The sequence below is a fragment of the Nesterenkonia sp. DZ6 genome, assembly GCF_022565835.1.
GTDB lineage: Bacteria > Actinomycetota > Actinomycetes > Actinomycetales > Micrococcaceae > Nesterenkonia.
This window is the reverse complement of the sequence record NZ_JAJOYW010000001.1, coordinates 576,510-602,024: the sequence shown is the minus strand read 5'-3', so window position 1 is coordinate 602,024 and position 25,515 is coordinate 576,510. Positions and strand designations below refer to the sequence as shown.

The following is a 25,515-nucleotide window of genomic DNA, read 5'->3' as shown; positions in this document are numbered from 1 at the left end:
CACCCAGCCAGACATTCCGACCAGCCGTACATCCAGCCGAAAGTAGATCCATGACTGAGCCCTCCGCGCCCACTGCCACCGTTCCCGCCCTGGAGCTGCTGCCCGCCGTCGACGTGGCCGACGGCCAGGCCGTGCGACTGGTCCAGGGAGAGGCCGGATCTGAGACCGGCTACGGGGATCCGCTGGAAGCTGCCCTGAACTGGCAGCAGCAGGGCGCCGAGTGGATCCACCTGGTGGACCTCGACGCCGCCTTCGGCCGCGGCGACAACCGCGACATCATGGCCCGCGTGGTCAAGGAGCTCGGTGTGAAGATCGAACTCTCCGGCGGCATCCGCGACGACGAATCCCTGGACCGGGCCCTGGAGCTCGGCGCCACCCGCGTCAACCTCGGCACCGCCGCACTGGAAGACCCGGAGTGGACCGCCCGCGCCATCGAACGCCACGGCGACGCCATCGCCGTGGGCCTGGATGTGCGCGGAGAGACCCTCGCCGCCCGCGGCTGGACCCGCGAGGGCGGCAACATCTGGGAGGTGCTGCAGCGCCTCGAAGACGCCGGCTGCCCCCGCTACGTGGTCACCGATGTCACCAAGGACGGCACCCTGCGCGGCCCCAACACCGAGCTGCTCGCCCAGGTCTGCGCCAAGACGAAGAAGCCTGTGGTCGCCTCCGGCGGCATCTCCTCCCTGGAGGACGTCGCGGCCCTGGCCAAGATGGTCTCCCTCGGGGTCGAGGGCGCCATCATGGGCAAGGCCCTCTACGCCGGGAAGTTCGAGTTCCCCGAGGCGCTGAAGGTGGCCGCAGCCTCCGCATGAACCAGGACTCCGCCCCCAGCAGGGACCTGCCCGGTCATATCGCTGCCCTGCTGCAGCGTGCACCCCGGGACGCCGAGGGCCGCCCCGCGGACTCCGCCGGGATCCCCTGGGCGGACCGCGACCTCTCCGGCGACGGCAACCCGCTGCACACCTTCGACGGCGACGACGGCCTCGCCGCCGCCGCGGTCCGGTCCGCCCGGGAGCAGCTGCTCGCCGGCGAGCTCGATGAGGCGGGATTCGTCAACGCCCTGGCCGGGCAGCGGCTCTTCGTCCCGGTGCTCGCCGAGCTGGCCGAGGAGGCCGCGCCCGCCCCGGGCGGCTCGACCGAACCGGGCCATGGCGGCGCGCCGGTGGGAGACAAGCAGGCCGACATCACCTTGATCAGTGTCACCAGCCGCGATGGACGCCAGACGATGCCGGTGTTCACCTCCGTGCAGGCACTCACCGCCTGGCACGACAAGGCCCGGCCGGTGGCGGCCGAGACCGAACGGATCATGCTCGCGGCCCTGGCCGAGGGCGCCGAGCTCGCGGTGCTGGACCCCGGAGCGGAGCTGACCTTCGTGCTGCGCCGCCCCGCGGTGGAGGCGTTGGCGCAGGCCACCCGATGGGTGCCCTCGTATCAGGACCCCGAGCTGGCCGAGTCGCTGGCGGGGATCCTGGATCTGTGCCCCGGAGTCGCCCAGCTGCAGCTGCAGCCCGGCGACGGCGTGGCGACCCGCACCGAGGCAGGAGATGCGGTGGTGGGCGGCGGCAGCGGACCGGAGCTGAGCATCGGCGTCGTGCTGGCGCCCGGAGCCGATGAGGTGGATGCCCGGCTGGCGCTGGCCAGCGTGCAGGCGGCCCTGTCGGAGTTTGAGATGCTGCGCCATCGGGCGGACTCGGTGCAGCTGAAACTGGTCCGCTGAGCGGAGGTCGTGGCTCAGACTCTGGGCTCAGGCCCGGTCTGCCGCAGCGACGGTGTCCTTGATCTGCTCGCAGATCTGGCGCAGCGTGTCGGCCTCGGCGTCATCCAGCGCGGGGTGGAAGAGCTGCTTGATATGCGTGGCGTGCAGCCGGGAGGCCTGCTCGAAGACGCGATGCCCCTCTTCGGTGAGCTGGGCGGTCATGCCGCGCCGGTCCTCGGCGTCGGCGAAGCGATCGATCAGACCGCGCTTCTGCAGCGACTTGACCTGGTAGGAGAGTCGGGAGGGGGAGAAGACCATGCCCTCGGCGAGTTCCCCCATGCGCAGCTGGTTGTCCTCGGCCTCGGCCAGGAGCAGCATCAGGTTGTAATCGGTGAGCCGCAGCCCGGTGCTGGAGTGCAGCCGCTTCTCCATGCGATCGCTGATGATCGCGGAGGTCTCGAAGAAGGACCGCCAAGCCCGAGCCTTGGGAGAGAAGCCGGTGAGGTCGTGACGGCCGCGTTGATCATCGACCGTGCCTGCCTCGACGGCGTCCCGGGAGGCCTCGCCGACGGGCTCCTGCGCGGTCTGGTTCACGTTGTCACTGGTGGTGTCGCTGTGGCTGGCCGTCACGACCTCACCTCTTCCCTGCCCTAGTCGGCTGATTCTCAAGTCAGCCCATTCTATGTCAGCTGTCCACGTTGACGACCTCGCCGGTGGCCACATCCACATAGACCTCGGTGCCGTTGTCCAGGTCGATCTCCCAGACCACCGCGCCGTTGTCGTCGTCGAGATCGGCCTCGGCGGCAACGCCGTCGCCCTCCTCAGCGGCGGTGCGCAGCGCCTCAGCGAAGTCGATCTCCACCGACTCCGACTTGCGCTGGTCATCGGAGTCGACGTCGTCCTCCTCCGCATCGATGATCTCGAGGCTGTCACGGTCCACTTCGAGCTCCCACTCGACCTCGCCGTCGTAGATCGTGAACTCGTAGTAGAAGCCTTCGGTGTCGAAGTCCAGGACGATCGCATCCGGGTATTCGGCCATGACGGCGTCTACGGCGTCATAGGGCTCCTGCGGACCATCGCCGTCCGAGGTCTCGTCCGTCTGTTGCGTATCCGCATCCTCCGGATCAGCTGCAGCATCCTCATCCGCATCGGTCCCCGCCGCGTCCTCCTCGGCTGTGGCGTCCTCCGTCGTGTCCTCGGTCCCGGTGTCGGCGGTCTCGGTGTCATCGGTCTCAGCGGTCTCGGTCTGCGCAGTGTCTTCGTCCTCGGCGGGATCCTCTGCGCCGAGTTCATCACTGGCGCAGGCGCTCAGCGCCAGCGTCGAGATGGCGGCCATCGAGAGAAAAGCGTTGCGTGTGCTCATGCGGGTGTGGGACATCGGATCTCCTTCCACAAGCGGCTATGGGCTGACTCCCAGAGAGGCGGTGCGACTGGCCTCCAGCCTCCTGGGATGCTGCGTGCAGCAGGGCCTTGCTGCATTCTTGGAGAATAGTTGCCCGCGCTGATCTGCGTCTACCTTGGATCCAGGCCAGACGCTGAGCGGATGGGGCTCAATGTTCGTGCTGACTCCTTGAGGGACTCCCGGGACGACTCTTCGACCGATTTCCGGGCTGCTGCCCCGGTTCGACGACGACGAACTGGCCGATCATGCCCAGATCCTCGTGACAAAGCAGGTGAGAGTGGAGCACCTGGGCCAGATCCGGGTTGGTGTGGTCGGTGGGGTTGCGCGGGAGGGTGCCTGAGTTCGAGACCTCCCAGACCTCCGTGACCTCCCAGACCTCCGTGGTGTCGACCTCCACGACCTCATCGATACGTTCCAGGTCCATCGCCAGACCATTGATGAGCCAGGTGGCTAAACTGGGAAGGTGCCTTTCACCTTCTGGCGCGGCATTCCTCTGGACCTCGCGGCTGCAGCACTGGTCACCGTGGTCATGATCATCGCCGCCTCGGAGTCAGCAGATCAGCCGGCTCGGCAGGTCGATGCGGCGGTGGTCGCGATCCTCCTGTTCACCGGGGCCTGGACCGCTATTGCGCGACGAGCCCCGCGGGCCGCCCTGATCGGCGCCAGCGTCAGCTTCTACGCCGCCGTCAGCGTCGGCATTCCCGACTTCTCGCCAGCCCTGGCCATCGGCGTGCCGGTCTTGATCGCCGCGTGGAAGGGGCACCTCTGGTGGGCGCTCGCGGTCCTCGCGCTGACCGGTCTCATCAGCGTGCCCTACCGGCTCAGCGGTCCCGAGGCGGAGCCGCTGGGTCAGGTGGCGCTGAGCACGCTCTTCGACATCTCGCTGCTGGGGGTGTTGCTGCTGTTGGGGGAGGCGCTGCGCAGCCGGCGCACGATCCGTGAGGAGGCCTCCCTGCGACTGCTGCTGGCGGATCAGCAGCATCAGCGCCAGCTCACCGAGGAGCGACTGCGTGCCGCTCGTGAACTCCACGATGTCCTGGCCCACACGGTGGCCGTGGTGGGCATCCAGGCAAGCGTGGCGGCGGAGACCATCGACAGCGACCCGGAGACCGCGAAACAGGCCGTGGCGAGGGTCCGTACCGCCAGTCAGGAAGCCACCGTGGATCTGCGCAGCACCATCGCGGTGCTGCGCGAAGACGGCACCGGGGCCGCGCAAGAGTCCGCACTCGCAGAACATCAGCTCGCTGAGCTCATCGACGCCGTCAGGACCTCGGGACTGGACGTCTCGTTGACCGTCCACGGGGACCTCTCCACGGTCCGTCCCTCTGTGGAGCTGGTCATCTACCGGATCGTGCAGGAATCACTGACCAATGTGCTGCGCCACTCGACGGCGGAGAGCGTGGATGTCGGTCTGGACCTGCAGGCCGATGTGGTCAACGTGATCATCCGTGACCATGGCAGCCCGCGGGAGCCCACCCCGGTCCGGCCTGACCGGCACGGATCGGAGCTGCAGGGGATGGCCGAGCGGATCGCTGCTGCCGGGGGTCGGTTGGACTACGGACCAGCCGACGACGGAGAGCCCGGTTACCGCGTCCGGGCCCGGCTCCCCACCCGGGGTCCCCAGTGACGCTGCGGGTACTGCTCGTCGATGACCAGGAACTCGTCCACACCGGGCTGCGCCCTGGAGCTGGGACGCTTCGGCGTTGAGATCGCAGGTGCGCTGTTCCTCAGCACAGCGGCGGTGAGGCCGACGTCAACCGTCCTTGGACAAGTGTGATGTCGGGACCGGTTGAGGCTGACGCGCCGGAGGAGCCCTTGCCACCGGGGTGGCGGATCTGCTCGGGCGATCACCGCTGCGTTGGTCATGGCCATGCTGAGCGCTGCGGAGAAGCGCGCCGGCCGGGCCCCTGGTGGCCGGCTCTCGCCCCCGGTGATGGCGGTTCTTGATGAGGCTGCGAATGTGGTCCGGTGGCGTGAACTGCCGGAACTGTATTCGCACTATGGTTCGCGCGGCATCGTGGTCTCGACGTTCTTCCAAAGCTTCGTCCGAGGCGTGGAGGCGTTCGGCAAAGAAGGGATGCGTAAGCTCTGGTCCTCGGCCAATATCCGGGTGGTCGGATCGGTTCTGTCTGAGGATGAGTTTCTGCTGTTTCTCTCCCAGTTTGTTGGGGAACGTGACGTGGTGAAACGCCAGACGAGCAGCCAGCAGCGCGGCCGGTCTACCTCGACGTCGATCCAGCGTGAGCGGATTCTTGACGTGGCGAATCTCGCCGGGCAATGTTGAAGCAATCATCTTGGGGCAGAGAAGAATATAGGGCAGTCGGTTGAGTTCCAGAGCCTCACGATTACTACTCAGGACCATGATCCGTCCCAGGTTTGATGCCGCATCTTTCATGTTGGAGGCATGTAGTTGTGCCACGTTGCGTCGATCTCACTCTGTGGGGGCGCGCTGTCTGATGGGCGCTTCGTAAACCCTCCGAGCATTCCTCCCGTACAGCCCCGTTGGAGCTCATCTCGGAACAGGTCGGGGTAGGTCGTGACACCCTCCGACTCCGGGCATATCAGCGCCAGGTCGATCCCTGTACCCGCGCAGCGCTCAGCAATAGTGAGATCGCTCAGAGCACGCGGCTACGCATGGAGAACCGACGGCTCTCAGGGGTCCTTGCTGCCTGAATCGCTGTTTGCGGTGGTGGATCTGCTGACAATCACCGGCTTCGAGGGACTCTGACGAGCAGGGACTCGTGTCAGGGCACCCTTCTGGTTGCGCCTGCTCTGCTCCTGGGGCGGGATAGGATCCGATCATGGATACCTGCAATGTGTGTCAGGGCCAGTATCGAGGTTTGCTGGATGGATACCCGGACCCTGTCGTTGTGGTCGACGCGAGCGGTCTCATGGTCGCCATCAGCGACCTGGCAGCTGACGTGTTCTGTTACTCTCCGGAAGAGCTCCTCGGGAGGCCTCCCGAGCTGCTGATCGGGGGCGAACCGGATCCTATGGTGGTCGCTGAGGCTCTAGCCGCTGAACAGGTGCTTATTTCGCGCATGAGATCGGGTCAGGAATTACGCGGTCGCCGCAAAGACGGCAGCGAATTCCCCGCGGAGGTCTCGCTTCGCAAGATGACCGTCGGCGAGACTCGTGTCACCCTCGTTTCGATCCGAGATCTCACCTTGTTTCGAGAGGTTGAAGCGCACAAGCGGGAGGCGGAGCCGGTCTTTGCCCTCGGCATCCAGCACTTCCCGATCGGTATTGGTATCGCCGATGCCGATGGACGCTTGACACGCGTAAACCCTGCCGTGTGCACACTTCTCGGGCGCTCCGTCGAAGAGCTTATCGGTCACCAGCTGTCTGAGTTCCTGCACCCTGACCACTTGGGGGAGATCCCGCTCCACGAACAGGCTCTGTTTCGTGATGTTGACAACTTCTGCAATGAATATCGCTACCTGCGTCCAGATGGAGAAGCTGTGTGCGTGGAGAAGACAGTTGTACTCCTGCGCAACGATGCCAGCCAGCCCGAATCGTTCTACGTACAGCTCCAAGACATCACGGCTCGCAAGAGCGCCGAGGCGGAACTTGAGCAACTGGCCAATCACGATCCGCTGACAGGCCTCGCGAACCGGAGGCTCCTGACCGAACAACTGACTCGTTCGCTTGCCCGGGCAACCCGCACGGACGAGCAGATAGCGGTGCTGTTCATCGACCTTGATCAGTTCAAGATCATCAATGATGCACGTGGGCATGCGGCCGGTGATGCGCTGCTCTTGCAACTGGCGACACGTCTGAAGGAGCTCACCCGCCAAAGCGACCTGCTTGCGCGATTCGGCGGCGACGAATTCGTCATCGTCTGCGACGACATGGACACGGAAGGGGCTCAGAAGCTCAGCGGTCGCGTCGCGGCAGCGGCTCACGACCCGTTCATCCTTGATGACGAAGAGATCTTTGCCAGTGTCAGCATCGGCATCGCATTCTCCGAACCCACGGATACAGCGGACTCGCTGCTGCGCAAGTCGGACGTCGCAATGTACGACGTGAAGGAGAACGGACGGGCCAGTACGGCCGTCTTCGACGACCAGATGCAGCAGAAGGCCACTCAGAGGATGCGGACAAAGTCACACCTCGGCGGGGCATTGCACAGGAATGAGTTCCGTCTGCGATTCCAGCCGATCATGGATCTCAAGACCGGCGCACCGGTAGGATTCGAGGCTCTCATCCGGTGGGAGCATCCCCAAAGAGGACTGCTTCCTCCCTCCGAGTTTCTTCCAGCCGCCGAAGAGAGCGGCATGATCGTTGACCTCGGCAGGTGGGTGCTGGAGAACGCACTCTGGCAGCTGCGAGATTGGGAGCAACAAAATCCCGGCGTTCGCGACCTGTCGATCGCGGTGAATATGTCCCCGCGCCAGTTGTGGGATCCCAGCTGCATCTCGTTCACCGAGGAGATGCTCACTCTCACCGGCATCGACCCGCATCGGTTGCACCTAGAAATCACAGAGACTGCGGTGATGGGGGACATCGATGTAGCCATCCGACACATGACACAAGCGGCAGAGCTGGGTGTACGCCTCGGGATCGATGATTTCGGGGTGGGCTATTCATCGCTCAGCTACCTGCACCGACTGCCGGCTCACACCCTCAAGATCGATAAGTCCTTCACCGATGGGCTCGACGGAGGCGAAAAACATCCCACTTTCATCGTCGAGACCATCATGCGCCTCGCCCACTCGCTAGGAATGGACGTCATCGCCGAGGGGATAGAAACGGAACCGCAGCTCAGCGCACTGTGTCGGCTTGGCAGCGACAAAGGCCAAGGCTACCTGTGGGCAAAGCCGCTGACACCTGACGAGGCGTTGGCGTGGCTCGAGGCACGCTGGAAAGTAACTGCAACTGGCAGGGAAAGCTTCAGGACTCGACGATGAATCGGTTGAATCGTGGGACGGGCCTGCTCATCGTCGGCATCGCGGTGGGGGCGGCCGCACTGCTCTGGTCTGCCCAGGCCGCGGGTCATACCTGGACTGCCAGTGAGCCGGTGGAGGCACTGCTCTTCGGCGTCTGGACGGTGGCCTACGACACGCAGGCCCCTCAGCTGAGCCTCCTCATCGCCGCCATCGCGATCGTCCTGTTCATAGTCGCGGCGGTCGCACGGATTGAACGACGCGCGTCCAACCGTTCCCGACGCTCCTCAGATAAGAGCGGCACCCCGCTGGCGCCAAAGATCGTCATGGCATCTACCCGTGGCATCTTCTCCGGCCCAGTGACGGTGACAGTGCTCATCCCGGCGCACAACGAAGAGGCCTCTCTCCCACTCACCCTGTCTTCGCTGGCGGCCCAATCGCACCGCCCCGCGCGTGTCATCGTCGTCGCCGACAACTGCTCCGACGACACGGTCGAGATTGCGCGCGCCGCTGGGGTCGAGGTGTTCGAAACCGTTGCTAACACCGAGAAGAAGGCAGGCGGTCTGAACCAGGTGCTGGCTGAGATCCTGCCTGGGCACGGGCCGAACGACATCGTGATGGTGATGGACGCTGACACTCGCCTCGACGACGGGTTCCTCGAAGCTGGAGTGACGAGGTTCGTGAATGACCGGGCACTCATGGCGGTGGGCGGCCTCTTCCAGGGCGAGGAAGGCCATGGTCTGCTGGGACAATTCCAACGCAACGAGTACACCCGATACGCGCGCCAGATCAGGCGCCGACGTGGGCGTGTCTTCGTGCTCACCGGGACAGCGTCAATGTTCCGCCCACTCGCATTGACCACGATTGCCGAGAATCGGGGCAAGACGATCCCTGGCCGTTGCGGCAATGTCTACGACACCGCTGCCCTGACCGAAGACAACGAGCTGACCATCGCGATAAAGTCGCTCGGCGGGCTGATGATCTCGCCCGCAGAGTGCACTGTGGTCACCGAACTGATGCCTGACCTACGTCTGCTCTGGCGGCAACGGCTGCGTTGGCAACGCGGAGCGCTGGAGAATATCGGCGCCTACGGCGTGACCTCGCAGACGTTCCGCTACTGGGTTCAGCAGCTGGGCATCGGCTACAGTGCGATCGCGCTCAGCTCCTTCCTCCTGTTGTTGCTGGTCACACTGATCTCGATCGATTACTGGATCTGGTTCCCGTTCTGGATGGGCGTCGGAACGATCTTCATCGCCGAACGCGTCATCACGGTATGGCGGGGTGGGTGGCGCGCACGACTCCTCGCCATGACAATCCTTCCTGAACTGCTGTTCGACCTGTTTCTCAATGTCGTCTACCTCAAGGGAGTGCTCGACATCACTCTTGGCAAACGCGCCAGTTGGGGAAATGTGACGCCGGCGGACGCAGACCTGGCAGAGAACGACACCGGGGTAGGCGGTCAACGATGAAGCCTCATCAGGTTCTGGACAACATCGCCCACAACGGTCTGGTGCTGCCCCCGACGGTGCTGGAATCGGCATGGTTCTTGTCGCTTGCAGGCTTCGTCGCGATCAACACGGTGATGTTCGTGGCACTCGCGGTCGCAAAGATCCTGCCGAGGATCTACGTGAGCGACTGGGCTCATGGCCGTCAGCGCCGATCCGAGACGCGCAGCATCTATCCCGACTCACCTCCCAAACCCGAACAGTGATCAATTCGCCAGGGGGAACTGCCCAAGCTGGAGCCAGCAGGAACAGGTGAAAGCTGCGATTCGTTCTTCGGACGACTAGATCCTCCTACAGCCGATCGAGTAGTGACCGAAAGCGTCTTTGCATCCACTACCTTTCGACACAGGCCCCCTTATGAGTAGTTCTCTTGGTGGTCCCAGCGGCGTTTGCTGCCGCCGAGTTCGCGCCGGTAGCGCGGCGATAGCCAGTCATTCACCCATGCCCCGGCATTGGGGTATGCCAGCTTGGGTTCGGCGTCCTCGGCCCGCACTTCTTCCTCGGCGTCGGGGATCTCTAGTTCAAGCTCGGTGGCAAAGGGATCTTTCATCGGGTGATCTCCTGGGCCTTGGTCTGGTCGGCACAGGGTGTCCGCGGGTGCCTCCACCATTGGAGGACCCGGGGCCCCTCGGATGCCGTCCACACTGCACGTCCCGGAATGAGTCTCGGCAGGATGGGAATGGAGCTGCCGAGGGCGTCCCCCTGCGAGCGGCTCAGCGGACTGAGCACGAAGTTCGCTGAGCCTCCACGTGCCCGGTAGGACCAGGGAAGCTGACCGACGACGTTCAGGTTTGGCCGTGCCGTCGCCAGCACCTTTCCCCCAGAGTCCAGCCACGCCTCAATACTTCGGTGCTGCGCGGGGGTGCACCGGTCGGCGTCGTCGACCAGGAGCAGCCGGGGGGCCGAAGCCTCGGTGACACCGTGCTCGCAGGTCTTGGAAAGATCGTCGAGAGTCCAACACCCCCGCTGGGCGGCGACCACGCGCAGGGCGTTGGTCTTCCCGGTCTGCGCGGCTCCGAGGATGAGCCCGACCTGCCAGGAGTCGTCCTCGAGCAGGGCGGGTGCGTGCGTGAACTGGCGCAGGCCCAACAGCAGCGCCTCCGAGCGGGGTTTCAACACAGGGAGGTCTATCGCTTCTGGCAGCGGGTGCACCCGGAGCATGGGACGGTTCGTCGATTCTTCACCGCCGATCACCTGGCTCCGAGGTTGCTGCACGCGGACGCCGGTCACAAGCTGGACGGTCAGGCCTGGGGGCGGAACATCGGCCGTGACGAGGACTCCGCGCCCGAGCAGGCGATCTGTGACGCGCAGCTTCGGCCACAGCAGCCGCACGTCCTCGGAGACGCCGTAGGGGAGGTAGATCCTGGACGGGAGCCGCGAACCCAGCTTCCCCAGGGCGAGCTCGCGGCCTCCTGCGACCACCGCGCTGACACCGAAGCCGGCTCCCTCACCGATGAGGACGCCCAGGTCATGCTCCAGGCCTCCAAGGCCGAGCAGGTGACTCAACCCATGCCACTGCGGGTGCCCAGAGACGATGAGGACCACCGGGATGCGCTCCTGAGGCGGGGCGGTGCGCCGTCGGACCACCAGGCGGTGAAGCTCGCTGACCAGGTGTTGAGCCTCCTGAGGGTGTTCCGTGGTGACCCAGGACCCGACTCGTGGGTGACTCCGGAACTGTTCCAAGGAGTGGTCGCCGTCCAGGAGGTACACGTGGACCTCTGCGGGGAGCTCCAGGAGCTGGTGGACCAGCGATACCAAGGCTGCGGTGCCGCCAGACCCGGTCTCGCCCAGCAGGGCGGTGCCCAGACCCTCGTTCAGGTCGAGGCGAAGCGGACGCTGCGCCTGCCGGGCGGGATCGTCGATGAGGCCGAGGAGGACCTCGTGGGCCTGGAGTGGCGTTCGCAGGATCTCGGGCAGCGGAGGGCACAGCGGAGTGTGGGGTCTGCGAATCCGCTGCCGGCGCATATGCGCCCCCAGCGTCTCGACCAGGTGCGGGGTGGTCTCTCGCCACCCGGCCGCCGGCGGCATCGGGGACCTTTCCGGACGCGCCCGGAGCTTCGCCGAACGGTCCAGCAGCTGCACCGCATGACACGCCACCGCTGGTTCTCCTGGGCGTTGGATGATTGCTCGGCCCGGCAGGTGCCGAGGGATATGTGCGGGCGCTGTGGTTCCCACCAGTTCGCGTGCCTCGTCATCGCTGCGCAGACGCAGACAGATCGTGGTTCCGATGTTGGCCCGGATCTCTGCTGTGACCACTCCCTGTGGGCGCTGGGTCGCGAGGATCAGATGGAGGCCCAGCGATCGACCCAGGGTGGCAAGGCGCATCAGTTCACCCATCGCTGCCGGAAGCTCCTGCGTGAAGATCCGGAACTCATCGAAGACCACCAGGATCCGAGCCAGCGGCCGGTCGGGCTGTGCTCGTCGGAAATCTGCGTAGTCGGTGGCCCCGGACTCGAGGAAGAGCCGTTCCCGCCGGGTGAGCTCAGATCGGACGCCTTCCAGCGCGCGATCGGCCTGTGCCTGTGTGAGGTCCGTGACCAGACCCACCGTGTGCTCCAGTCGCGCCAGGTGTTGGAAGCTCGACCCGCCCTTGAAGTCGAAGAGCAGGAAGTTCAGCTCGCGGGGACTGTATCTGGCCGCCCAGCCGAGCAGCATCGACTTCAGAAGCTCCGATTTACCCGCTCCAGTCGTTCCTGCCAGCAGGATATGGGGACCGTCCTCCACCAGGTCCAGAAGCTCCGCGTCGGCGGCCCCACGGCCGAGCAGCGTCTCCAGCCGCAGGTGGGCGCTGCGCGTCATCAGGGGGTCGGGCAGGGCCGCGGTGAACTGCGCGGGGACCTCGGGAGTCGTCGCCGTCCTTGAGATCCGCGCGAGCCCCAGCCTGAGGTGTTCGTGGAGCGTCCGTCGCGACAGTCCGTCAGGAACCAGCTCTGTTGCGACCCGCAGCGCGGCTCCTGACTCGATCCGGTGGATCTCGCCCGATTCGAGGTTCACCTGCCAGCCATCGGCTGCCGGGGGAAGCCCCTGCTCCTCCGGTGGCTTCCCCGGCAGTGTTTGGAGGGCAGGGGACCCGGCCGGGGAGATGACGTGCCACCCGGCGTGCAGCGCTGCCCGAATGTGTTCGGGGTCCAGCGAAACAGGGGTGATCAGCACCGGTGCCGATGAGATAGGGGACCTGGCCTGTCTGAGCTGCAGCGCGTCGGGGAGACTGCGCCGCTGCACGACGCTCACGTGGGGATAGTCGCGCAGCTCCGTGATGTCGAGAAGCTCACCTGACCGGGATCCGCCGCTCTCCTCGGGACCTGCTGCGAGCATGACTTCGGGAGTTGTTCGGCAATGGTGGGTCAGCTGCGCGAGAATCCAACGCAGGACGCTGAGCTGGTCTCGAGGTGGGCCCGAGAGTGCGGTGTGTTCAGACGCGCGAAGTGTCAGCGCCGTCGCTGTGCAGACCGAGAGTTCCGGCAGGTCAACCGGCGGTCCAGTATCACCCGGGCAGTCCAGATCAGCATCGATTCTCGCCTCACCCACTGTCACGACGACGCCCTCGGCGTCCGTGGGGGTGAGCGAGCTCCGCGGGTGAGCCCGCGCTCGCAGGGCTCTGATGGAGCGTCCTGGTGGGGTCAGCAGGTCTCTGCGCTGCCGGGCCCATGCGGTGGCGGCCGCGCGAACGGCCCGGCGGAAGCGCTGGCGCTGCCGGTGCGCGACGACGAGTGTGACCACAGCAAGGAGTGCAGAGGCGGCGCTGAACATCAGGAAGATCCACATTCCGGTGACGAGCACCAGCACGATCCCGACGATCAGCGGGGCCAAGGACATGAGCAGCGTCGTGCGGTGGCGTCCGGACGGTGGCTGTTCCGCGACGCTTGCGCGTGGCAGGGGCCAGATCGCTGCGGGGGCAGCCGCCGGCGCGTTCTGGACCAGCTCCACGCGCGACCCGCCGACGGAGACCGGGACCTCGATGGCGAGCAGCTGTGAAGCTGTCCCTGAGCGAGTCAGCTTCACCTGTGTCGCACTGACATGGATCGAAGCATGCACGGGCTCCAGACGAGGGTCATTGATCCGGATGTCTGCGGTGCCGCGATGCGCAGTGCCCCGCCCCAGCAGGTGGACACCTCGCGGGACCTTCACCATCCATCCGGAGTCCGGCCCGGCGCTGATGCACAGTCGCAGCGGTGACGGGTCCGACCTGGTTCGCTGCGCCGCATGGGCTCGGGGATGCAGCACCACGACCATTCCGTGATGGATCGAAGAGGAGTCCGCGGCGTGGTCCTTCAACGGCGTATGGTCCAGGATTGCGACCCAGGCGGGTCCGACTGGGCCGGCCAGGACCCCAGTGCGGGAAGAACAGTCGCTCCGGAAGCTCTGGACCCATGCGGACAGCGCTTCATCGATCTGCGCCCCCGAGGGGATGGCGGTGCCGTCGAGGACGATCCTCAGCTCGTGGACGTGCGCACCGCCCGCTGCGAGACGCATCAGGGTCCACAAGGACTCAGGAACGGACCCTGGCGCGTGGACGACTGTGAAGGCCAGGGTCATCGGTGCTGCCGTGGTCACGCGTGTCCCTCCTGATCCTCGGGTGCCGAGACGTCCGCGAGAGCGCTTCGCGGCGTCCGCTTTCCCTGAGGTTATGCCCCCCACGATTCGGCGGCCGCGGGCAGATGGCGAGCTGTGGAGAACCTGTGATCATCGCCTATTTTCCACAGGGTTTGAACAATCGCTGGTCAGTCACTGCGTAGCTGGCTATCGTGATCTCACCACACTGGAATCAGGGACGAGGCCGAGCCTGTGGATGCTTTGACGATCGTTGAAGATGAGGTGCGGGAACAGATCCGACACCGCGGGCTCGACCCTGCAGAGAATCCGCGCGGCGTTCGAGAGCTGGTCGAGGCCGCCGTCGTCGAGTACGACCGGCGGTCGATGGTGACCGCGTTGCCGCTGATCGGCCCCGTGGAGCAGGCGGTCAAGCATGTCGTCGATGCCGTCGCCGGCTTCGGGGAGCTTCAGCCGCTTCTTGATGACGCCTCGGTGGAGGAGGTCTGGGTCAACGGACCCAGCGCTGTGTTCGTGGCTCGCGCGGGCCGTTCCGAACTCACCTCGATCACATTGAGTGAATCCCGCATCCGGGACCTCGTGGAACGGATGCTCAAGAGTTCAGGACGCCGACTTGACCTGTCCTCACCGTTTGTCGACGCGACGCTGCCCGATGGGTCCCGTCTGCACGTCGTGATTCCGGACATCACCCGACGCCACTGGGCCGTCAATATCCGCAAGTTCATTGCGCGAGCCCATACGCTCGACGACCTGGTCCGCAACGGCTCCCTGACCGCAGCGGCCGCGGAGTTCCTGGCCGGGTGTGTGGACAGCGGAATGAACATCCTGGTGTCAGGCTCGACCCAGTCCGGAAAGACGACGCTGTTGAATTGCCTCTCGGCTGCGATCGGTCCGCGAGAGCGGGTCGTCACGGTGGAGGAGATCTTCGAGCTGCAGCTGCCGCTTCGCGATGTGGTCGGACTGCAGTGTCGCCAGTCCAACCTCGAGGGGGAGGGAGAGATCCCGCTCCGGCGGCTGGTGAAAGAGGCGCTGCGAATGCGCCCTGACCGGCTCATCGTCGGGGAGGTCCGGGAAGCCGAGAGCTTAGACATGCTCATCGCTCTGAACGCAGGGCTTCCTGGGATGGCGACCGTGCATGCCAACAGCGCCCCAGACGCTGTCACCAAGATCTGCACCCTTCCGCTGCTGGCCGGTGAGAACATCTCGCGCAGCTTCATCCTGCCCACCGTCGCCTCCTGCTTCGACCTGGTCGTCCATTGCGTGCGCGAGCGGGACGGCAGCCGCCACGTAGGGCAGATCCTGGCCGTGGGGAGCCGGGTCGAGGCCGACACCATCGAGACGACCATGCTCTTCGACGCGCCGGAGGGTGAGCTGGAGGTCACGGAGTCTGTAGTCTTCGATCTGCCGAAGCTCTCACCGCAGCACCAGATCCGACTGGCCAGGACGGGGATGCTGGGATGAGTCTGCTGCTGGGATTGGGGCTCGGATTCGGACTGCTGCTGATCTACGCGTCCTTCTGGCCGCGTCCCTCCACCGCGGGTCGTCCCAACCGACCGCGTCGGCGGAGGCTGCGCAAACTTCTCGATGAGGCCGGGCACCCCATGCGGGTCTCGCGGTCGCCAACACCGTGCTCGCGGTGGTGTTCGTGAGTCTGATCCTGAACCTGCTGGTGCGCGGGGCCCTGGTGAGCCCGGAGTTCCTCGACTCCGGGGTGTTCGAAGCCGAGACGCTGCGCATCCTGGGGATCCTGCTCGGCTTCGGGGTCGTCGCGCTCTGGGGATGGTCCATCCTCGACGGCTGGCTCAAGCGCCGCCGAGATGCCCGCTGAGACCTGGCCCGACGCCGGGTCCCTCTGCCCGGCACCTTCGCGTCAGTCCCTTCCTCGATGGGGTGAAGATCAGCGCGAGCATGCCCCCGGGTGAGTCTCAACCGGTGAATCCCCAGACGACGGTACTGTAGTGCTGTTATGGCTGAGACAGATTTCCCCACCGCACTTCGTGACCTGCGCAATACGCTGCGCCGTATCACGGAGGTCACCGACGTTGAAAAGCTCAAGGCGCAGGTCGTCGAGCTCAGTGATATGGCCGTCGCGCCGGACCTCTGGGACGACCAGGCCAACGCGCAGAGGGTCACCTCTCAGCTGAGTCACCGGCAGACCGAGCTGGAGCGCCTTGAGCGGCTCGAGACCCGGATCGACGACGTCGAGATGATGGTCGAGATGGCCAAGGAGGAGGGCGACGACGAGGTCCTCGACGACGCCGTCCGTGAGGTCGCCTCCATCCACAAGGCGCTGGAGTCCCTGGAGATCACGACCCTGCTGTCCGGGGAGTACGACGAGTACGACGCCGTGATGACCATCCGCTCCGGAGCCGGCGGCGTGGACGCCGCGGACTTCGCCGAGATGCTTCTGCGCATGTACACCCGCTGGGCCGAGCGCCGAGGCTGGAACGTCAAGGTGCTCGACACCTCCTACGCCGAGGAGGCCGGACTGAAGTCCGCCACCATCGAGATCAACGCGCCCTACGCGTTCGGCACCCTTTCGGTCGAGGCCGGCACCCACCGGCTGGTCCGGATCAGCCCCTTCGACAACCAGGGCCGCCGACAGACCTCCTTCGCCGCGGTCGAGATCATCCCGCTGCTCGAAGGCACCGAGAGCATCGACATCGACGAGAACGACCTCAAGATCGACGTCTTCCGCTCCTCCGGGCCCGGCGGACAGTCGGTGAACACCACCGACTCGGCCGTACGCATCACCCACCTTCCCACCGGCACCGTGGTCTCGATGCAGAACGAGAAGTCCCAGATCCAGAACCGCGCCGCCGCGATGCGCGTGCTGCAGTCCCGGCTGCTGGTGCTGAAGAAGGCCGAGGAGTCCGCCGAGAAGAAGGCGCTCGCCGGAGACATCAAGGCCTCCTGGGGCGACCAGATCCGCTCCTACGTGCTGCACCCGTACCAGATGGTCAAGGACCTGCGCACCGAGCACGAGGTCGGCAACACCCAGGCCGTCCTCGACGGAGACATCGACGGCTTCATCGACACCGGCATCCGCTGGCGCAACGAGACTGCGGCCGAGGACGACTGATCCATGATCCGATTCGAACAGGTCACCCGTCGTTACGAGGCAGACGGGCGACCGGCGCTCGATGACGTCACCGTGGAGTTCTACCGCGAAGACTTCGCCTTCCTGATCGGCGCCTCCGGCTCCGGCAAGTCCACCCTGCTGCGGATGATCCTGCGCGAGGGCCTGCCCCAGCGCGGCAAGGTCACCGTGGCCGGGCAGAACCTCGGGCTGATGCTCGACCGCCGGGTCCCCGATTTCCGACGCAGCATCGGCATGGTCTTCCAGGACTTCCGCCTGCTGCCGGACAAGACCGTGTTCGACAACGTCGCCTTCGCCATGCGGGTGTTGGGCGCCAAACGCAGCGCGATCCGCAAACGCGTCACCAAGGTCCTGGAGAAGGTCGACCTCGCTCACCTCGCGAAGCGCTACCCGCATGAGATCTCCGGAGGTGAGCAGCAGCGCGCCGCCATCGCCCGCGCCATCGTCAACGACCCCGCGATCCTGCTCGCCGACGAGCCCACCGGCAACCTCGACCCGCGCGCCTCCGCCGAGGTCATGAAGGTCCTGCGCTGGATCAACGCTTCCGGCACCACCGTCATCATGGCCACCCACGACCGCGCCATCGTCGACCAGGCCAACAGCCGGGTGGTGCAGCTGCACCACGGCCGGGTGGTCCGCGACGAGCCCCACGGCTCCTACGACCCGCCCGAAGGCTCCGAGGCCTGGGATGTGCTCGCCCAGGAGGAGGGCGAATCAGGGCTGCGCGCCCACGACCCGGCCCCGCTCAAGACCGGGATGGTTCCCGCCGTGGTCGGCAGCGACACCGGCACCGCGGAAGACCACTTGGCGGACAGTGACTTCGGTGACGGCGGCACCCAGGAACACGGCACCCAGGAACACGACGGCCAGGAACACCACACCTGGGAGCCCGACGCGCAAGACCACCATTTCGTGGAATCGCGTGATGACGCCATCGATCACGTCGGTGATCACCCCCAGGACCAGGTGATGGCTCCAGGCGAGGACCCCTCCGTGCTCGCCTACGACGAAGATCCGGTGCTCCAGGAGACCGCCCCGGTGGCATACACCGATGAGCTCACCGAACTGGACCTCGACGACGACGCCCCCGCGGCTCCCGCGGGCGATGACAGCGAACAGGGCCTCCACGACGCGCCGATCAACGATGAGCCCGTCGCCCACGATCCCTTCGAGCACGAGCACGAGCACGAGCACGAGCACGAGCAAGAGCACGACTTCGACGGCGAGGGTTCCGCGCACGAAGAAGACGCCGGCTTCAGGGTCACCTGGCCCGAACATCTCCGCCACGACGCTCACGGCCATGACGTCCAGGAGCCCCACGGGGACTTCAACGGCACCGAGATGCCCGACCTCGAACAGGACGGCTACACCGAGACCGAGGACGATCTCGAGGATGATCTCGAGGACGATTTCGTGACGGAACCAGCGGACGAACCAGCGGGTTACGGTGCACGCGAGGATCAGACCGAACTTCGGGCTGATCATCAGGACGCCCACGCACTTCAGTCGGTCGAGCCGACCCTGGAGGAACCGATCACGGGCGAGATTCCTGCCGCGACCGGGCCTTCCGTCGAACCGCCCCGCGAACCTGACCAGCCCCGGCCGCCGTCGGCCCCGATGTTCGACGGCGAGCCGCTCGCACCGCTGGCTCCGGCGACTCCGCCACCCGCGCGGCCCCGGCTGTCCTGGCTGGCGCGCGCCGCCGACGACGCCCCGCAGCCGCCCTCCGCCCAGCCGCCGGAACAGCAGTCACCGTCCCGTCCCGCCTTCACGCTGGATCCCGCGACGCCCGACCCGGAACCCGAGCCGGAGCCAGAGGTCTGGCCCCAGTCAGAGCCAGAGCTGGAACGTGAACCGGAGTTGCCGCCCGAGCCCGAGGAGCCCAGCCCGGTGCCGCGGCCTGAGTCCTCGGCAGCTCAGTCCACCTACCCCGATGCGAGCAGGACAGCAGAACATCTCGGCCTGTCCCGCTCGCGCCGATCGATCATGCGCCGCCTGAGGAGGGACCGATGAACCGCCTCCTCTATATGCTCAGCGAGACCTTCAGCTCGCTGCGCCGCAATGTCGCCATGGTCGCCTCCGTCATCCTGGTCACCTTCATCTCGCTGACCTTCGTGGGCTCCGCCGCGCTGATGCAGACCCAGGTCAACCAGATGACCGACGACTTCTATGATCGCCTTGAGCTCTCGGTGTTCCTGTGCACCGAGAGCTCCCCGCAGTCAGCGTGTCCCACCGGTGCGGTGAGCACGGATCAGCGCGATTCCCTGGAACACACCCTCTCCGATGGTGCGGCCAGCCAGTACGTGGCCAGCTACCGCCACGAGACGCAGCAGGAAGCCCTGGACGACTTCCTGGACACCCGTGGGGAGAACTCGCGCACCGCGGCGCTGACCGCCTCCGACATGCCGGAGTCCTACCGAGTGCTGCTCCACGAGCCGGAGGAGTTCCCGGTGGTCACCGAGCTCTTCGGGTCTGCCCCCGGGGTGGAGTCCGTGGCGGATCAGCAGGAGGTCCTCGATCAGATCTTCGGGATCCTCAACGGGCTGACCATGGTCGCGCTGATCATCGCCGGGGTGATGATCGTCTGCGCGCTGCTGCTGGTGGCGACCACCATCAGGCTCTCCGCGTTCAGCCGTCGCCGCGAGACCGGGATCATGCGTCTGGTCGGCGCCTCCAAATCGATGATCCGGATGCCCTTCGTCTTCGAAGGCGTGATCGCTGCACTGATCGGCGGTCTGCTCGCCTGTGCGGCCACCTGGGTGGTCGCGGAGTTCGTGCTGGGACAGTGGATGGCCCAGCAGGTGCCGAGCATCCACTTCATCGACTCCGCCGAAGCCTGGATCATCATGCCGGGCCTTCTGGCGATCGCCGTGGTCCTGGCGATCATCGCCTCCTGGGTCACGGTGCGCCGATACCTGCGTGTATGATCGAAGGTCGGCTCTTCTGGCCACTGCAGAAGAACGCCGAGATCAGCGATCCAGCGCGGAGGTGACACGGTGGCGAAGAAGAAGGGCGCGAAGAAAGAGCGCGATCCCAACAACAGCATCGTGGCGACGAACCGTCGCGCGCGGCATGACTACGAGATCCTCGACAAGTACGAGGCCGGACTGGTGCTCACCGGCACCGAGGTGAAGTCGCTGCGCGAAGGCACCGCCAACCTCACCGACGGCTTCGGCGGCTTCTCCAGCGGCGGCGAGCTCTGGCTCGAACAGGTCACCATCCCCGAGTACCTCAACGGCACCTGGACCAATCATTCAGCCCGCCGGAAACGCAAGCTTCTGCTCCACCAGAAAGAGCTGGTGAAGATCTCCCGCCAGATCGAGGACCCGGGCCTGACCATCGTCCCGCTCTCGCTCTACTTCAAGGGCGGCCGGGCCAAGGTCGAGATCGGCATCGCCCGCGGCAAGCGCGAGTTCGACAAGCGGCAGACCCTCCGAGAAAAGCAGGACAACCGCGAGGCCCAGCGCGCCATGCGCTACCGGAACCTGCGGTCGTCCTGAGTCTCCGCTGAGCCGATCTGAACTGAGTCGTGCTCAGCCCTCGGTCATCCCTTGGCTCAGTCGAGCAGTCCTGCGATGTAACCCACGAAGATCAGCAGCACCACGACGATGATCGCGATGATCGCCACGGTCATGACCAGGTTGGACTTCGGGGGCTTCGTCGGCGAAGCCTGCTTGGGTGAGGCGGTCGCGGAGTTCGAATCGGGCGGAGTATCGCCAGGCTGCACGCCGCCGCCGTCTTCCAGCCCCGGAGTCTCGGTCGGTTCGGGATCCAGCCCCGGGTTGCGCGCAGCCTCGTCGCGGTGATGCTCGCCGTGGGTGTGCTGATTCCCGCCGTCACGCTGGTGCGGGGGAGTGTCCAGCGGCTGGCCGCCGTTCACATCGGCGGAGCTGTGGTCCGCGCTGGGCCTCTTTGCCTCTTCAGGTCTGTTCTGTTCGGTAGTCATCTGACACCTCAATCTGTTGTGGTCGTCTGTCTCCACCATAGTCAGACCACCATCGGGCCCTGTCCGTGCGAGCTGAACGTCAGCTGACTACTCGCCGATCTTCTCGGCGATCTCCCGCTTGGTGGTCGCCATGATCGACACATCCGCGGCGCTCATGCGTTCGCTGGCCATATCGGCCTGGTGCCAGAACGGGTAGGCCAGGGTCGGCCGGCCGACGTCGTCGATGGCCTGAGAGTCCGCCGCGTCCAGGGAGACCTCAAAGGTGCCCAGCAGATCGTTCCACTGCTCCAGGCTGCGCGCGCCCACGGCCAGGTTGGTCACCCCGGGGCGCTCCAGCAGCCAGGCGAGCAGGACCTGCGGGATGGTGGCGTCGTTGCGCTGAGCGACCTCATCGAGCACATCGACGACGCTGTGGAGCTTCTCCCAGTCCGCCACGCGCATCTCGGAGCCATCCCCGTCGACCATGCGAGCACCTGACTCCGGGCGCTGGTCCCGGCGGTACTTGCCGCTGAGCAGCCCCATGCCCAGCGGGCTCCACGCCTGGGTGCCGATGCCCTGATCGATCCCGGCGGGGATCATCTCGTATTCGGCCTCGCGGGAGAACGGTGAGTAGTGGATCTGCTGCACCACAGGCTTGATGAAGCCGTTGACCTCACAGACCTTCAGCGCCTTCATCAGCTGCCAGGCGGTGTAGTTCGAGACCCCGTAGTACCGGATCTTGCCCGCCCGGACCAGCCCGTCCATGGTCTGCAGCGTCTCCTCCAGCGGGGTCTCGCCGTCCCAGTGGTGGAGGTAGAACAGGTCGATGTGATCACGGCCCAGCCGGTGCAGAGACGTCTCGACCTCCTTGAGCAGGTGCCAGCGGGAGGCGCCGCCGTCGTTGGGGCCGTCACCGACGACCATCCGGGCCTTGGTGGCGATCAGGAACTCGTCATAGCGGCCGCTGCGCGCCAGGGTCTGCCCCAGCACCTCCTCGGCGACACCGAGCGAGTAGAGGTTCGCGGTGTCCAGCAGGTTGACCCCTGCTTCGAGGGAGCGATCCAGCAGCACGGCGGCATCGTCGGGGCCCAGGCTGCCCATATGACCCATGCCGTTGGCGCCGCCGAAGGGCAGCGTTCCCAGCGCGAGCGGGGAGACCCGCAGGCCGCAGGTGGGGGAGAGCGGGCGGTAGAAGGGGATGCTCATCAGGCTCCTTCACGTAGATTTCGCACAGTCAACGAGACCTTCCGGATACTACTCCGACTCCCGAGGGGCGGGCTGAGCAACGCGGCCTTCCGGGGCCCTTCGAGCTGGGGCTTCCCGGCTTCAGGGCACAAAAAAGCCCGAGCAGGCTGAGCCTGCTCGGGCGATCTGTGGAGACGGCGGGAATCGAACCCGCGTCCGATCTGGATTCACATGGGCTTCTCCGGGTGCAGTCTGCTGATAGATTTTCTCGGCCCCAGCCGTCACGCAGACAGGCGGCTGACGGGCCCAGTCGTGTGAATTGTCGACCCAACTCCCCACGACGAGGAGTTGGAACCAGTGGCTATCTAGCTGATGCCAGGAGCTGGGTCGATAGCAGACCCAGGCTGACAGACTCGCGTCGCTGCTTAGGCAGCGAGGGCGAAGTCAGTGCGCTTAGTTTCGGCACTTATTGTTTTGCAGAGAGGTATTTACGAGGTCACTCTGCATCCTCGACCCGCTTCACCATGATCAACTCAGATCGTCGAAACCGATCGTCCCCATATTGTGTTGTCAACGAGGCTTATCAGCCCCTGCCTCTCGCCACGTGCTCGCGAGCTGACTTTTCAGTATAGCCCCGACATTCGGGACAGCGCAATCCCCAGCGCGGCGGCTGCGAACCCGCACCCCACGTGCGCCGTCCAGATCCCGACCGCCCGCAGTCGTCGACCCGACACCCAGGTCTGCGCCACCCGCACCGAGACGGTTGCGAAGGTGCTCAGCGCACCGAGGACCCCGAAGATCAGCACCGTGGAGACCGGGCTGGGCAGCACGCCTTCGGGCTCAGCCGCGCCGTTCCCGCTCAGCCAGGTGAGTTCGCCGAGGAGATACCCCAGCAGGAAGCACCCGAGCGTGTTCGCCAGCAGCAGGCCCACGCGCAGGTATCGGTCCAGGAGGAAGCGCGCCACCGCGCCCACCGAGCCGCCGAGCGCGACGCCCAGCGCAATGGCGATGCTGAATTCAGGATTCATGGCGGCCCTCGCTGCTCACACCGAGATCCGCGGAGGCGGCGCCGAGCTGGCCGAACAGCGCACGGCTGATGGTCAGTCCGGCCGCGGCAGCAGCGGTGCAGCCCAGGATGCTGATGATGAGGTAGGTGAGCATCTCCATCGCCCCCGGGCTGACATAGGTCACGGCCGCGAGTCCTTCATAGGCGGATCCGGGCATCGAGGGCATCACGGCGAGGATCACCGCAGAGAAGGTCGTGTAGGAGGCCAGCAGTCCGGTGCCGAAGGTCGGCACCACCCAGTCCGGGGTGCTCGGGCGGGCGCGTGCGACGCCGATGAGCAGGCCCAGCAGCCCTGATCCGCTGAGATTGATCACCAGCGTGGTCCACGGGAACTTCATCCCCTGCTCCGGGATCAGCTCGCCGACCAGAAGTCGCAGCAGCGCGCCACCGGCGCCGGCCAGCGCCACCAGGAGGATCAGCACCGTCAGCGAGGTCGCCTGCCGCTTCGGGCGTGGGCGCCTGCTGGAGGCACGCGGTTCGGGAGAAGACACCAGTACAGGATACGTCGGGGCCGGGCGGCCTCAGCGGACCACGCTTACGCGCATGGCGTGGGCCACCTCATGGGCGAGCCGGATGCTCCCGGCCGCCGCCGACTGATCGTCCTGCGTCGGGGGAGCTCCCGGGCTGTCCTGCCCTCCGGGGGTGAGCGGGGTCAGGACGACGGCGCCGCGGTCGGTGGCCTGGACCGTGACCTGCGCACCGATGGGCACCCGGTGGGTGTCCAGGGCGGAGAGCGCATCCGGCACGGCGTCGTCGACCTGCTCCAGGCGCACCTTCATCGCGGCCGGCACCCGGCAGAGCAGCAGGGTCTCGGGGTAGTCCAGCTGCAGGTCTGGACCGGGGATCGGATCACCGTGAGGGTCCACGCGTGGGTGGCCCAGCCGCACATCGAGACGGTCCACGAAGGTCTCCGAGACGGCGTGTTCGAGCCGTTCGGCCTCCTCATGGACCTCCTCCCAGCCGTATCCGAGCTCGCGCACCAGCCAGGTCTCGATCAGACGGTGCCGGCGGACCATTGCCAGGGCGAGCTGGCGTCCGGCGGGGGTCAGCGCGATCGGCGCGTAGGGGCGGTGCTCCACCAGCCCCAGGTCGGCCATCTTGCGCATCATCAGCGAGACCGAGGGGTTGGAGACGCCCAGGGTCCTGGCCAGCGCGGACGCGGTCACCGAGGCGCCGTCCCATTCGGCGAGGCCATAGATGGTCTTGGCGTAGTCCTCCACGGAGGTGGTGGCAGCCTCGATCGCGGTGGAACGGCCCTGAGCTGAGGTGCGCGGAGTCATCTAGGCGGGATCCTTCACGTCGAGGAGCGTATCGATCGAGCGGGTCGGCCTCGCCTGCTCGGAGGGTGGGCGCTGACGTCGCTGGCGCAGCCGCGGGATCATCCCTTTCACCGGGGCGAAGAGGTAGGCCAGCGCGAACTGGCCCGACTGTGCCAGCACGATCGAGCCTCCGGTGGAGATGTCGAGCCAGTAGCTGGCATAGACGCCGATCACCGCGGAGGCTGCCGCGCTGGACGCGGCGACCGCGAGCATCGGCCCGAAGCGGCGGCACAGCAGCAGTGCGGTGGCGCCGGGCACCACCAGCATAGCGACCACCAGAAGGATCCCCAGGGTCTGCAGCGCGGTCACGGTGGTCAGCGCGAGCAGGGCCAGCAGCAAGATGGACAGGGCGCCGGTGGAGAGTCCGATCGTGTGGGCGTGGACCTTGTCGAAGGCCAGCAGCACGAAGCTGCGCCGCAGCGTCAACAGCACCGCCACTGTGGCCAACCCCAGACCGGCGGTCTGCAGCAGGTCCTGCTGCGAGATGCCCAGCACATTGCCGAAGAGGATGTGGGTCAGGTGCGTCTCGCTGGGGGTCCTGGAGACCAGGACCAGGCCCAGCGCGAAGAGCGAGGTGAACACCACGCCGATGGAGGTGTCATGCTTCAGCGTCGAGCCTCCGCTGATCCCGCCGATGAGCAGCACCGCGAGCATCCCGAAGACGAAGGCGCCCAGCGCCATGGGCAGACCGAAGATGTGCGCCAGCACGATCCCGGGCAGGATCGAGTGCGCCACGGCGTCACCCATCAGGGACCAGCCCATGAGCACCAGCCAGCAGGAGAGCAGGGCGCAGACCACCGAGGAGATGATCGCCGCCGTCAGGGCGTGCTGCATGAAGGCGAACTCCATCGGTTGGACCAGCAGCTCCCACATCAGCTTG

Annotated in this window: 24 protein-coding genes and 1 other RNA gene; 13 read left to right on the top strand and 12 right to left on the bottom strand. The window is 66.1% G+C overall.

The features are described from left to right. The first annotated feature begins 50 nt into the window (after positions 1 to 50). Together priA and LTH93_RS02690 are read left to right on the top strand one after the other, a co-directional pair. Entirely contained in the window at positions 51 to 812 is a 762-nt protein-coding gene (gene priA / locus LTH93_RS02695; protein ID WP_241469998.1) for a bifunctional 1-(5-phosphoribosyl)-5-((5-phosphoribosylamino)methylideneamino)imidazole-4-carboxamide isomerase/phosphoribosylanthranilate isomerase PriA, read from the top strand. Beyond that, positions 809 to 1,717 carry an SseB family protein gene (locus tag LTH93_RS02690; RefSeq protein ID WP_241469997.1) on the top strand — a complete coding sequence of 303 codons (909 nt, stop codon included), beginning with the start codon at positions 809 to 811 and terminating at the stop codon, positions 1,715 to 1,717. The genes priA and LTH93_RS02690 overlap by 4 nt, the downstream gene beginning before the upstream one ends. 27 nt (positions 1,718 to 1,744) lie before the next feature. On the opposite strand, the gene LTH93_RS02685 is transcribed toward LTH93_RS02690, so the two are convergent. The 3 genes from LTH93_RS02685 to LTH93_RS02675 form a co-directional block, all read right to left on the bottom strand. Next, complete coding sequence (locus LTH93_RS02685; RefSeq protein WP_241469996.1) at positions 1,745 to 2,326, bottom strand: MarR family winged helix-turn-helix transcriptional regulator; 582 nt, start codon at positions 2,324 to 2,326, stop codon at positions 1,745 to 1,747. Between the two features lie 55 nt (positions 2,327 to 2,381). Further along, positions 2,382 to 3,074 (bottom strand): PepSY domain-containing protein, encoded by a 693-nt coding sequence (locus tag LTH93_RS02680; RefSeq protein ID WP_241464254.1) that lies wholly within the window; start codon positions 3,072 to 3,074, stop codon positions 2,382 to 2,384. 172 nt (positions 3,075 to 3,246) lie between these two features. Continuing rightward, on the bottom strand, positions 3,247 to 3,522 hold the full coding sequence (locus tag LTH93_RS02675) for a hypothetical protein (protein WP_241469995.1): 276 nt from the start codon (positions 3,520 to 3,522) through the stop codon (positions 3,247 to 3,249). Between the two features lie 39 nt (positions 3,523 to 3,561). Here LTH93_RS02675 and LTH93_RS02670 point away from each other — a divergent pair, with 39 nt between their 5' ends. From LTH93_RS02670 to LTH93_RS02650, 5 genes are all read left to right on the top strand, one after another. Then, complete coding sequence (locus LTH93_RS02670; RefSeq protein WP_241469994.1) at positions 3,562 to 4,725, top strand: sensor histidine kinase; 1,164 nt, start codon at positions 3,562 to 3,564, stop codon at positions 4,723 to 4,725. 237 nt (positions 4,726 to 4,962) lie between these two features. After that, entirely contained in the window at positions 4,963 to 5,382 is a 420-nt protein-coding gene (locus LTH93_RS02665; RefSeq protein ID WP_241469993.1) for a TraG/TraD/VirD4 family protein, read from the top strand. 517 nt (positions 5,383 to 5,899) lie between these two features. After that, positions 5,900 to 8,008 (top strand): putative bifunctional diguanylate cyclase/phosphodiesterase, encoded by a 2,109-nt coding sequence (locus tag LTH93_RS02660; RefSeq protein ID WP_241469992.1) that lies wholly within the window; start codon positions 5,900 to 5,902, stop codon positions 8,006 to 8,008. Next, positions 8,005 to 9,453: a glycosyltransferase family 2 protein gene (locus LTH93_RS02655; RefSeq protein ID WP_241469991.1), complete on the top strand. Its 1,449-nt coding sequence runs from the start codon at positions 8,005 to 8,007 to the stop codon at positions 9,451 to 9,453. Before LTH93_RS02660 ends, LTH93_RS02655 begins: the two co-directional genes overlap by 4 nt. Next, a complete protein-coding gene (locus LTH93_RS02650; protein WP_241469990.1) occupies positions 9,450 to 9,695 on the top strand; it encodes a hypothetical protein in 246 nt (81 codons plus the stop codon). The genes LTH93_RS02655 and LTH93_RS02650 overlap by 4 nt, the downstream gene beginning before the upstream one ends. Positions 9,696 to 9,844: 149 nt before the next feature. On the opposite strand, the gene LTH93_RS02645 is transcribed toward LTH93_RS02650, so the two are convergent. Both LTH93_RS02645 and LTH93_RS13390 read right to left on the bottom strand, forming a co-directional pair. Further along, a complete protein-coding gene (locus LTH93_RS02645; protein WP_241469989.1) occupies positions 9,845 to 10,039 on the bottom strand; it encodes a DUF4913 domain-containing protein in 195 nt (64 codons plus the stop codon). Beyond that, positions 10,036 to 14,043 carry an FtsK/SpoIIIE domain-containing protein gene (locus LTH93_RS13390; RefSeq protein ID WP_241469988.1) on the bottom strand — a complete coding sequence of 1,336 codons (4,008 nt, stop codon included), beginning with the start codon at positions 14,041 to 14,043 and terminating at the stop codon, positions 10,036 to 10,038. Before LTH93_RS13390 ends, LTH93_RS02645 begins: the two co-directional genes overlap by 4 nt. Positions 14,044 to 14,274: 231 nt before the next feature. Between LTH93_RS13390 and LTH93_RS02635 the strand changes: the two genes are divergently transcribed. The 6 genes from LTH93_RS02635 to smpB all read left to right on the top strand — a co-directional run bounded on the left by LTH93_RS02635 (position 14,275) and on the right by smpB (position 20,640). Continuing rightward, on the top strand, positions 14,275 to 15,501 hold the full coding sequence (locus LTH93_RS02635; protein WP_241469987.1) for a CpaF family protein: 1,227 nt from the start codon (positions 14,275 to 14,277) through the stop codon (positions 15,499 to 15,501). A 184-nt stretch (positions 15,502 to 15,685) separates the two neighbouring features. Continuing rightward, entirely contained in the window at positions 15,686 to 15,868 is a 183-nt protein-coding gene (locus tag LTH93_RS02630; RefSeq protein ID WP_241469986.1) for a hypothetical protein, read from the top strand. Between the two features lie 138 nt (positions 15,869 to 16,006). Beyond that, positions 16,007 to 17,122 (top strand): peptide chain release factor 2, encoded by a 1,116-nt coding sequence (prfB, locus tag LTH93_RS02625; protein WP_241464267.1) that lies wholly within the window; start codon positions 16,007 to 16,009, stop codon positions 17,120 to 17,122. Between the two features lie 3 nt (positions 17,123 to 17,125). Then, positions 17,126 to 19,153, top strand: a complete 2,028-nt coding sequence (gene ftsE, locus LTH93_RS02620; RefSeq protein ID WP_241469985.1) for a cell division ATP-binding protein FtsE — start codon at positions 17,126 to 17,128, stop codon at positions 19,151 to 19,153. Further along, complete coding sequence (ftsX, locus tag LTH93_RS02615; protein WP_241464269.1) at positions 19,150 to 20,067, top strand: permease-like cell division protein FtsX; 918 nt, start codon at positions 19,150 to 19,152, stop codon at positions 20,065 to 20,067. The genes ftsE and ftsX overlap by 4 nt, the downstream gene beginning before the upstream one ends. A gap of 69 nt (positions 20,068 to 20,136) precedes the next feature. Then, positions 20,137 to 20,640, top strand: coding sequence for an SsrA-binding protein SmpB (gene smpB, locus LTH93_RS02610; protein ID WP_241464270.1), 504 nt, complete (start codon positions 20,137 to 20,139; stop codon positions 20,638 to 20,640). Positions 20,641 to 20,696: 56 nt separating this feature from the next. On the opposite strand, the gene LTH93_RS02605 is transcribed toward smpB, so the two are convergent. The 7 genes from LTH93_RS02605 to LTH93_RS02575 form a co-directional block, all read right to left on the bottom strand. Further along, the gene (locus LTH93_RS02605; protein WP_241464271.1) at positions 20,697 to 21,086 is read right to left on the bottom strand and encodes a DUF6480 family protein; all 390 of its coding nucleotides are present in this window, start codon (positions 21,084 to 21,086) and stop codon (positions 20,697 to 20,699) included. Positions 21,087 to 21,173: 87 nt separating this feature from the next. Further along, positions 21,174 to 22,271, bottom strand: coding sequence for an aldo/keto reductase (locus tag LTH93_RS02600; RefSeq protein ID WP_241464272.1), 1,098 nt, complete (start codon positions 22,269 to 22,271; stop codon positions 21,174 to 21,176). Between the two features lie 165 nt (positions 22,272 to 22,436). Further along, positions 22,437 to 22,809, bottom strand: a transfer-messenger RNA (tmRNA) gene (gene ssrA, locus LTH93_RS02595). Positions 22,810 to 22,873: 64 nt separating this feature from the next. After that, positions 22,874 to 23,278 (bottom strand): fluoride efflux transporter FluC, encoded by a 405-nt coding sequence (locus LTH93_RS02590; protein WP_241469984.1) that lies wholly within the window; start codon positions 23,276 to 23,278, stop codon positions 22,874 to 22,876. Continuing rightward, positions 23,268 to 23,807 carry a CrcB family protein gene (locus tag LTH93_RS02585; RefSeq protein ID WP_241464283.1) on the bottom strand — a complete coding sequence of 180 codons (540 nt, stop codon included), beginning with the start codon at positions 23,805 to 23,807 and terminating at the stop codon, positions 23,268 to 23,270. Before LTH93_RS02585 ends, LTH93_RS02590 begins: the two co-directional genes overlap by 11 nt. A gap of 30 nt (positions 23,808 to 23,837) precedes the next feature. After that, positions 23,838 to 24,596: a metal-dependent transcriptional regulator gene (locus LTH93_RS02580; protein ID WP_241464284.1), complete on the bottom strand. Its 759-nt coding sequence runs from the start codon at positions 24,594 to 24,596 to the stop codon at positions 23,838 to 23,840. Further along, complete coding sequence (locus tag LTH93_RS02575) at positions 24,597 to 25,508, bottom strand: metal ABC transporter permease (RefSeq protein ID WP_241464285.1); 912 nt, start codon at positions 25,506 to 25,508, stop codon at positions 24,597 to 24,599. Between the last annotated feature and the right edge of the window lie 7 nt (positions 25,509 to 25,515).

What these genes read in the sequence shown, in the direction of transcription:
- LTH93_RS02680 (WP_241464254.1), bottom strand. Translation starts at nt 3,074, where the DNA reads ATGTCCCACACCCGCATGAGCACACGCAACGCTTTTCTCTCGATGGCC.
- LTH93_RS02665 (WP_241469993.1), top strand. Translation starts at nt 4,963, where the DNA reads ATGGCCATGCTGAGCGCTGCGGAGAAGCGCGCCGGCCGGGCCCCTGGT.
- LTH93_RS02650 (WP_241469990.1), top strand. Translation starts at nt 9,450, where the DNA reads ATGAAGCCTCATCAGGTTCTGGACAACATCGCCCACAACGGTCTGGTG.
- ftsX (WP_241464269.1), top strand. Translation starts at nt 19,150, where the DNA reads ATGAACCGCCTCCTCTATATGCTCAGCGAGACCTTCAGCTCGCTGCGC.
- LTH93_RS02660 (WP_241469992.1), top strand. Translation starts at nt 5,900, where the DNA reads ATGGATACCTGCAATGTGTGTCAGGGCCAGTATCGAGGTTTGCTGGAT.
- ftsE (WP_241469985.1), top strand. Translation starts at nt 17,126, where the DNA reads ATGATCCGATTCGAACAGGTCACCCGTCGTTACGAGGCAGACGGGCGA.
- prfB (WP_241464267.1), top strand. Translation starts at nt 16,007, where the DNA reads ATGGCTGAGACAGATTTCCCCACCGCACTTCGTGACCTGCGCAATACG.
- LTH93_RS02655 (WP_241469991.1), top strand. Translation starts at nt 8,005, where the DNA reads ATGAATCGGTTGAATCGTGGGACGGGCCTGCTCATCGTCGGCATCGCG.
- LTH93_RS02675 (WP_241469995.1), bottom strand. Translation starts at nt 3,522, where the DNA reads ATGGACCTGGAACGTATCGATGAGGTCGTGGAGGTCGACACCACGGAG.
- LTH93_RS02600 (WP_241464272.1), bottom strand. Translation starts at nt 22,271, where the DNA reads ATGAGCATCCCCTTCTACCGCCCGCTCTCCCCCACCTGCGGCCTGCGG.
- LTH93_RS02690 (WP_241469997.1), top strand. Translation starts at nt 809, where the DNA reads ATGAACCAGGACTCCGCCCCCAGCAGGGACCTGCCCGGTCATATCGCT.
- LTH93_RS02575 (WP_241464285.1), bottom strand. Translation starts at nt 25,508, where the DNA reads ATGTGGGAGCTGCTGGTCCAACCGATGGAGTTCGCCTTCATGCAGCAC.
- priA (WP_241469998.1), top strand. Translation starts at nt 51, where the DNA reads ATGACTGAGCCCTCCGCGCCCACTGCCACCGTTCCCGCCCTGGAGCTG.
- LTH93_RS02645 (WP_241469989.1), bottom strand. Translation starts at nt 10,039, where the DNA reads ATGAAAGATCCCTTTGCCACCGAGCTTGAACTAGAGATCCCCGACGCC.
- LTH93_RS02605 (WP_241464271.1), bottom strand. Translation starts at nt 21,086, where the DNA reads ATGACTACCGAACAGAACAGACCTGAAGAGGCAAAGAGGCCCAGCGCG.
- LTH93_RS02590 (WP_241469984.1), bottom strand. Translation starts at nt 23,278, where the DNA reads ATGAATCCTGAATTCAGCATCGCCATTGCGCTGGGCGTCGCGCTCGGC.
- LTH93_RS02580 (WP_241464284.1), bottom strand. Translation starts at nt 24,596, where the DNA reads ATGACTCCGCGCACCTCAGCTCAGGGCCGTTCCACCGCGATCGAGGCT.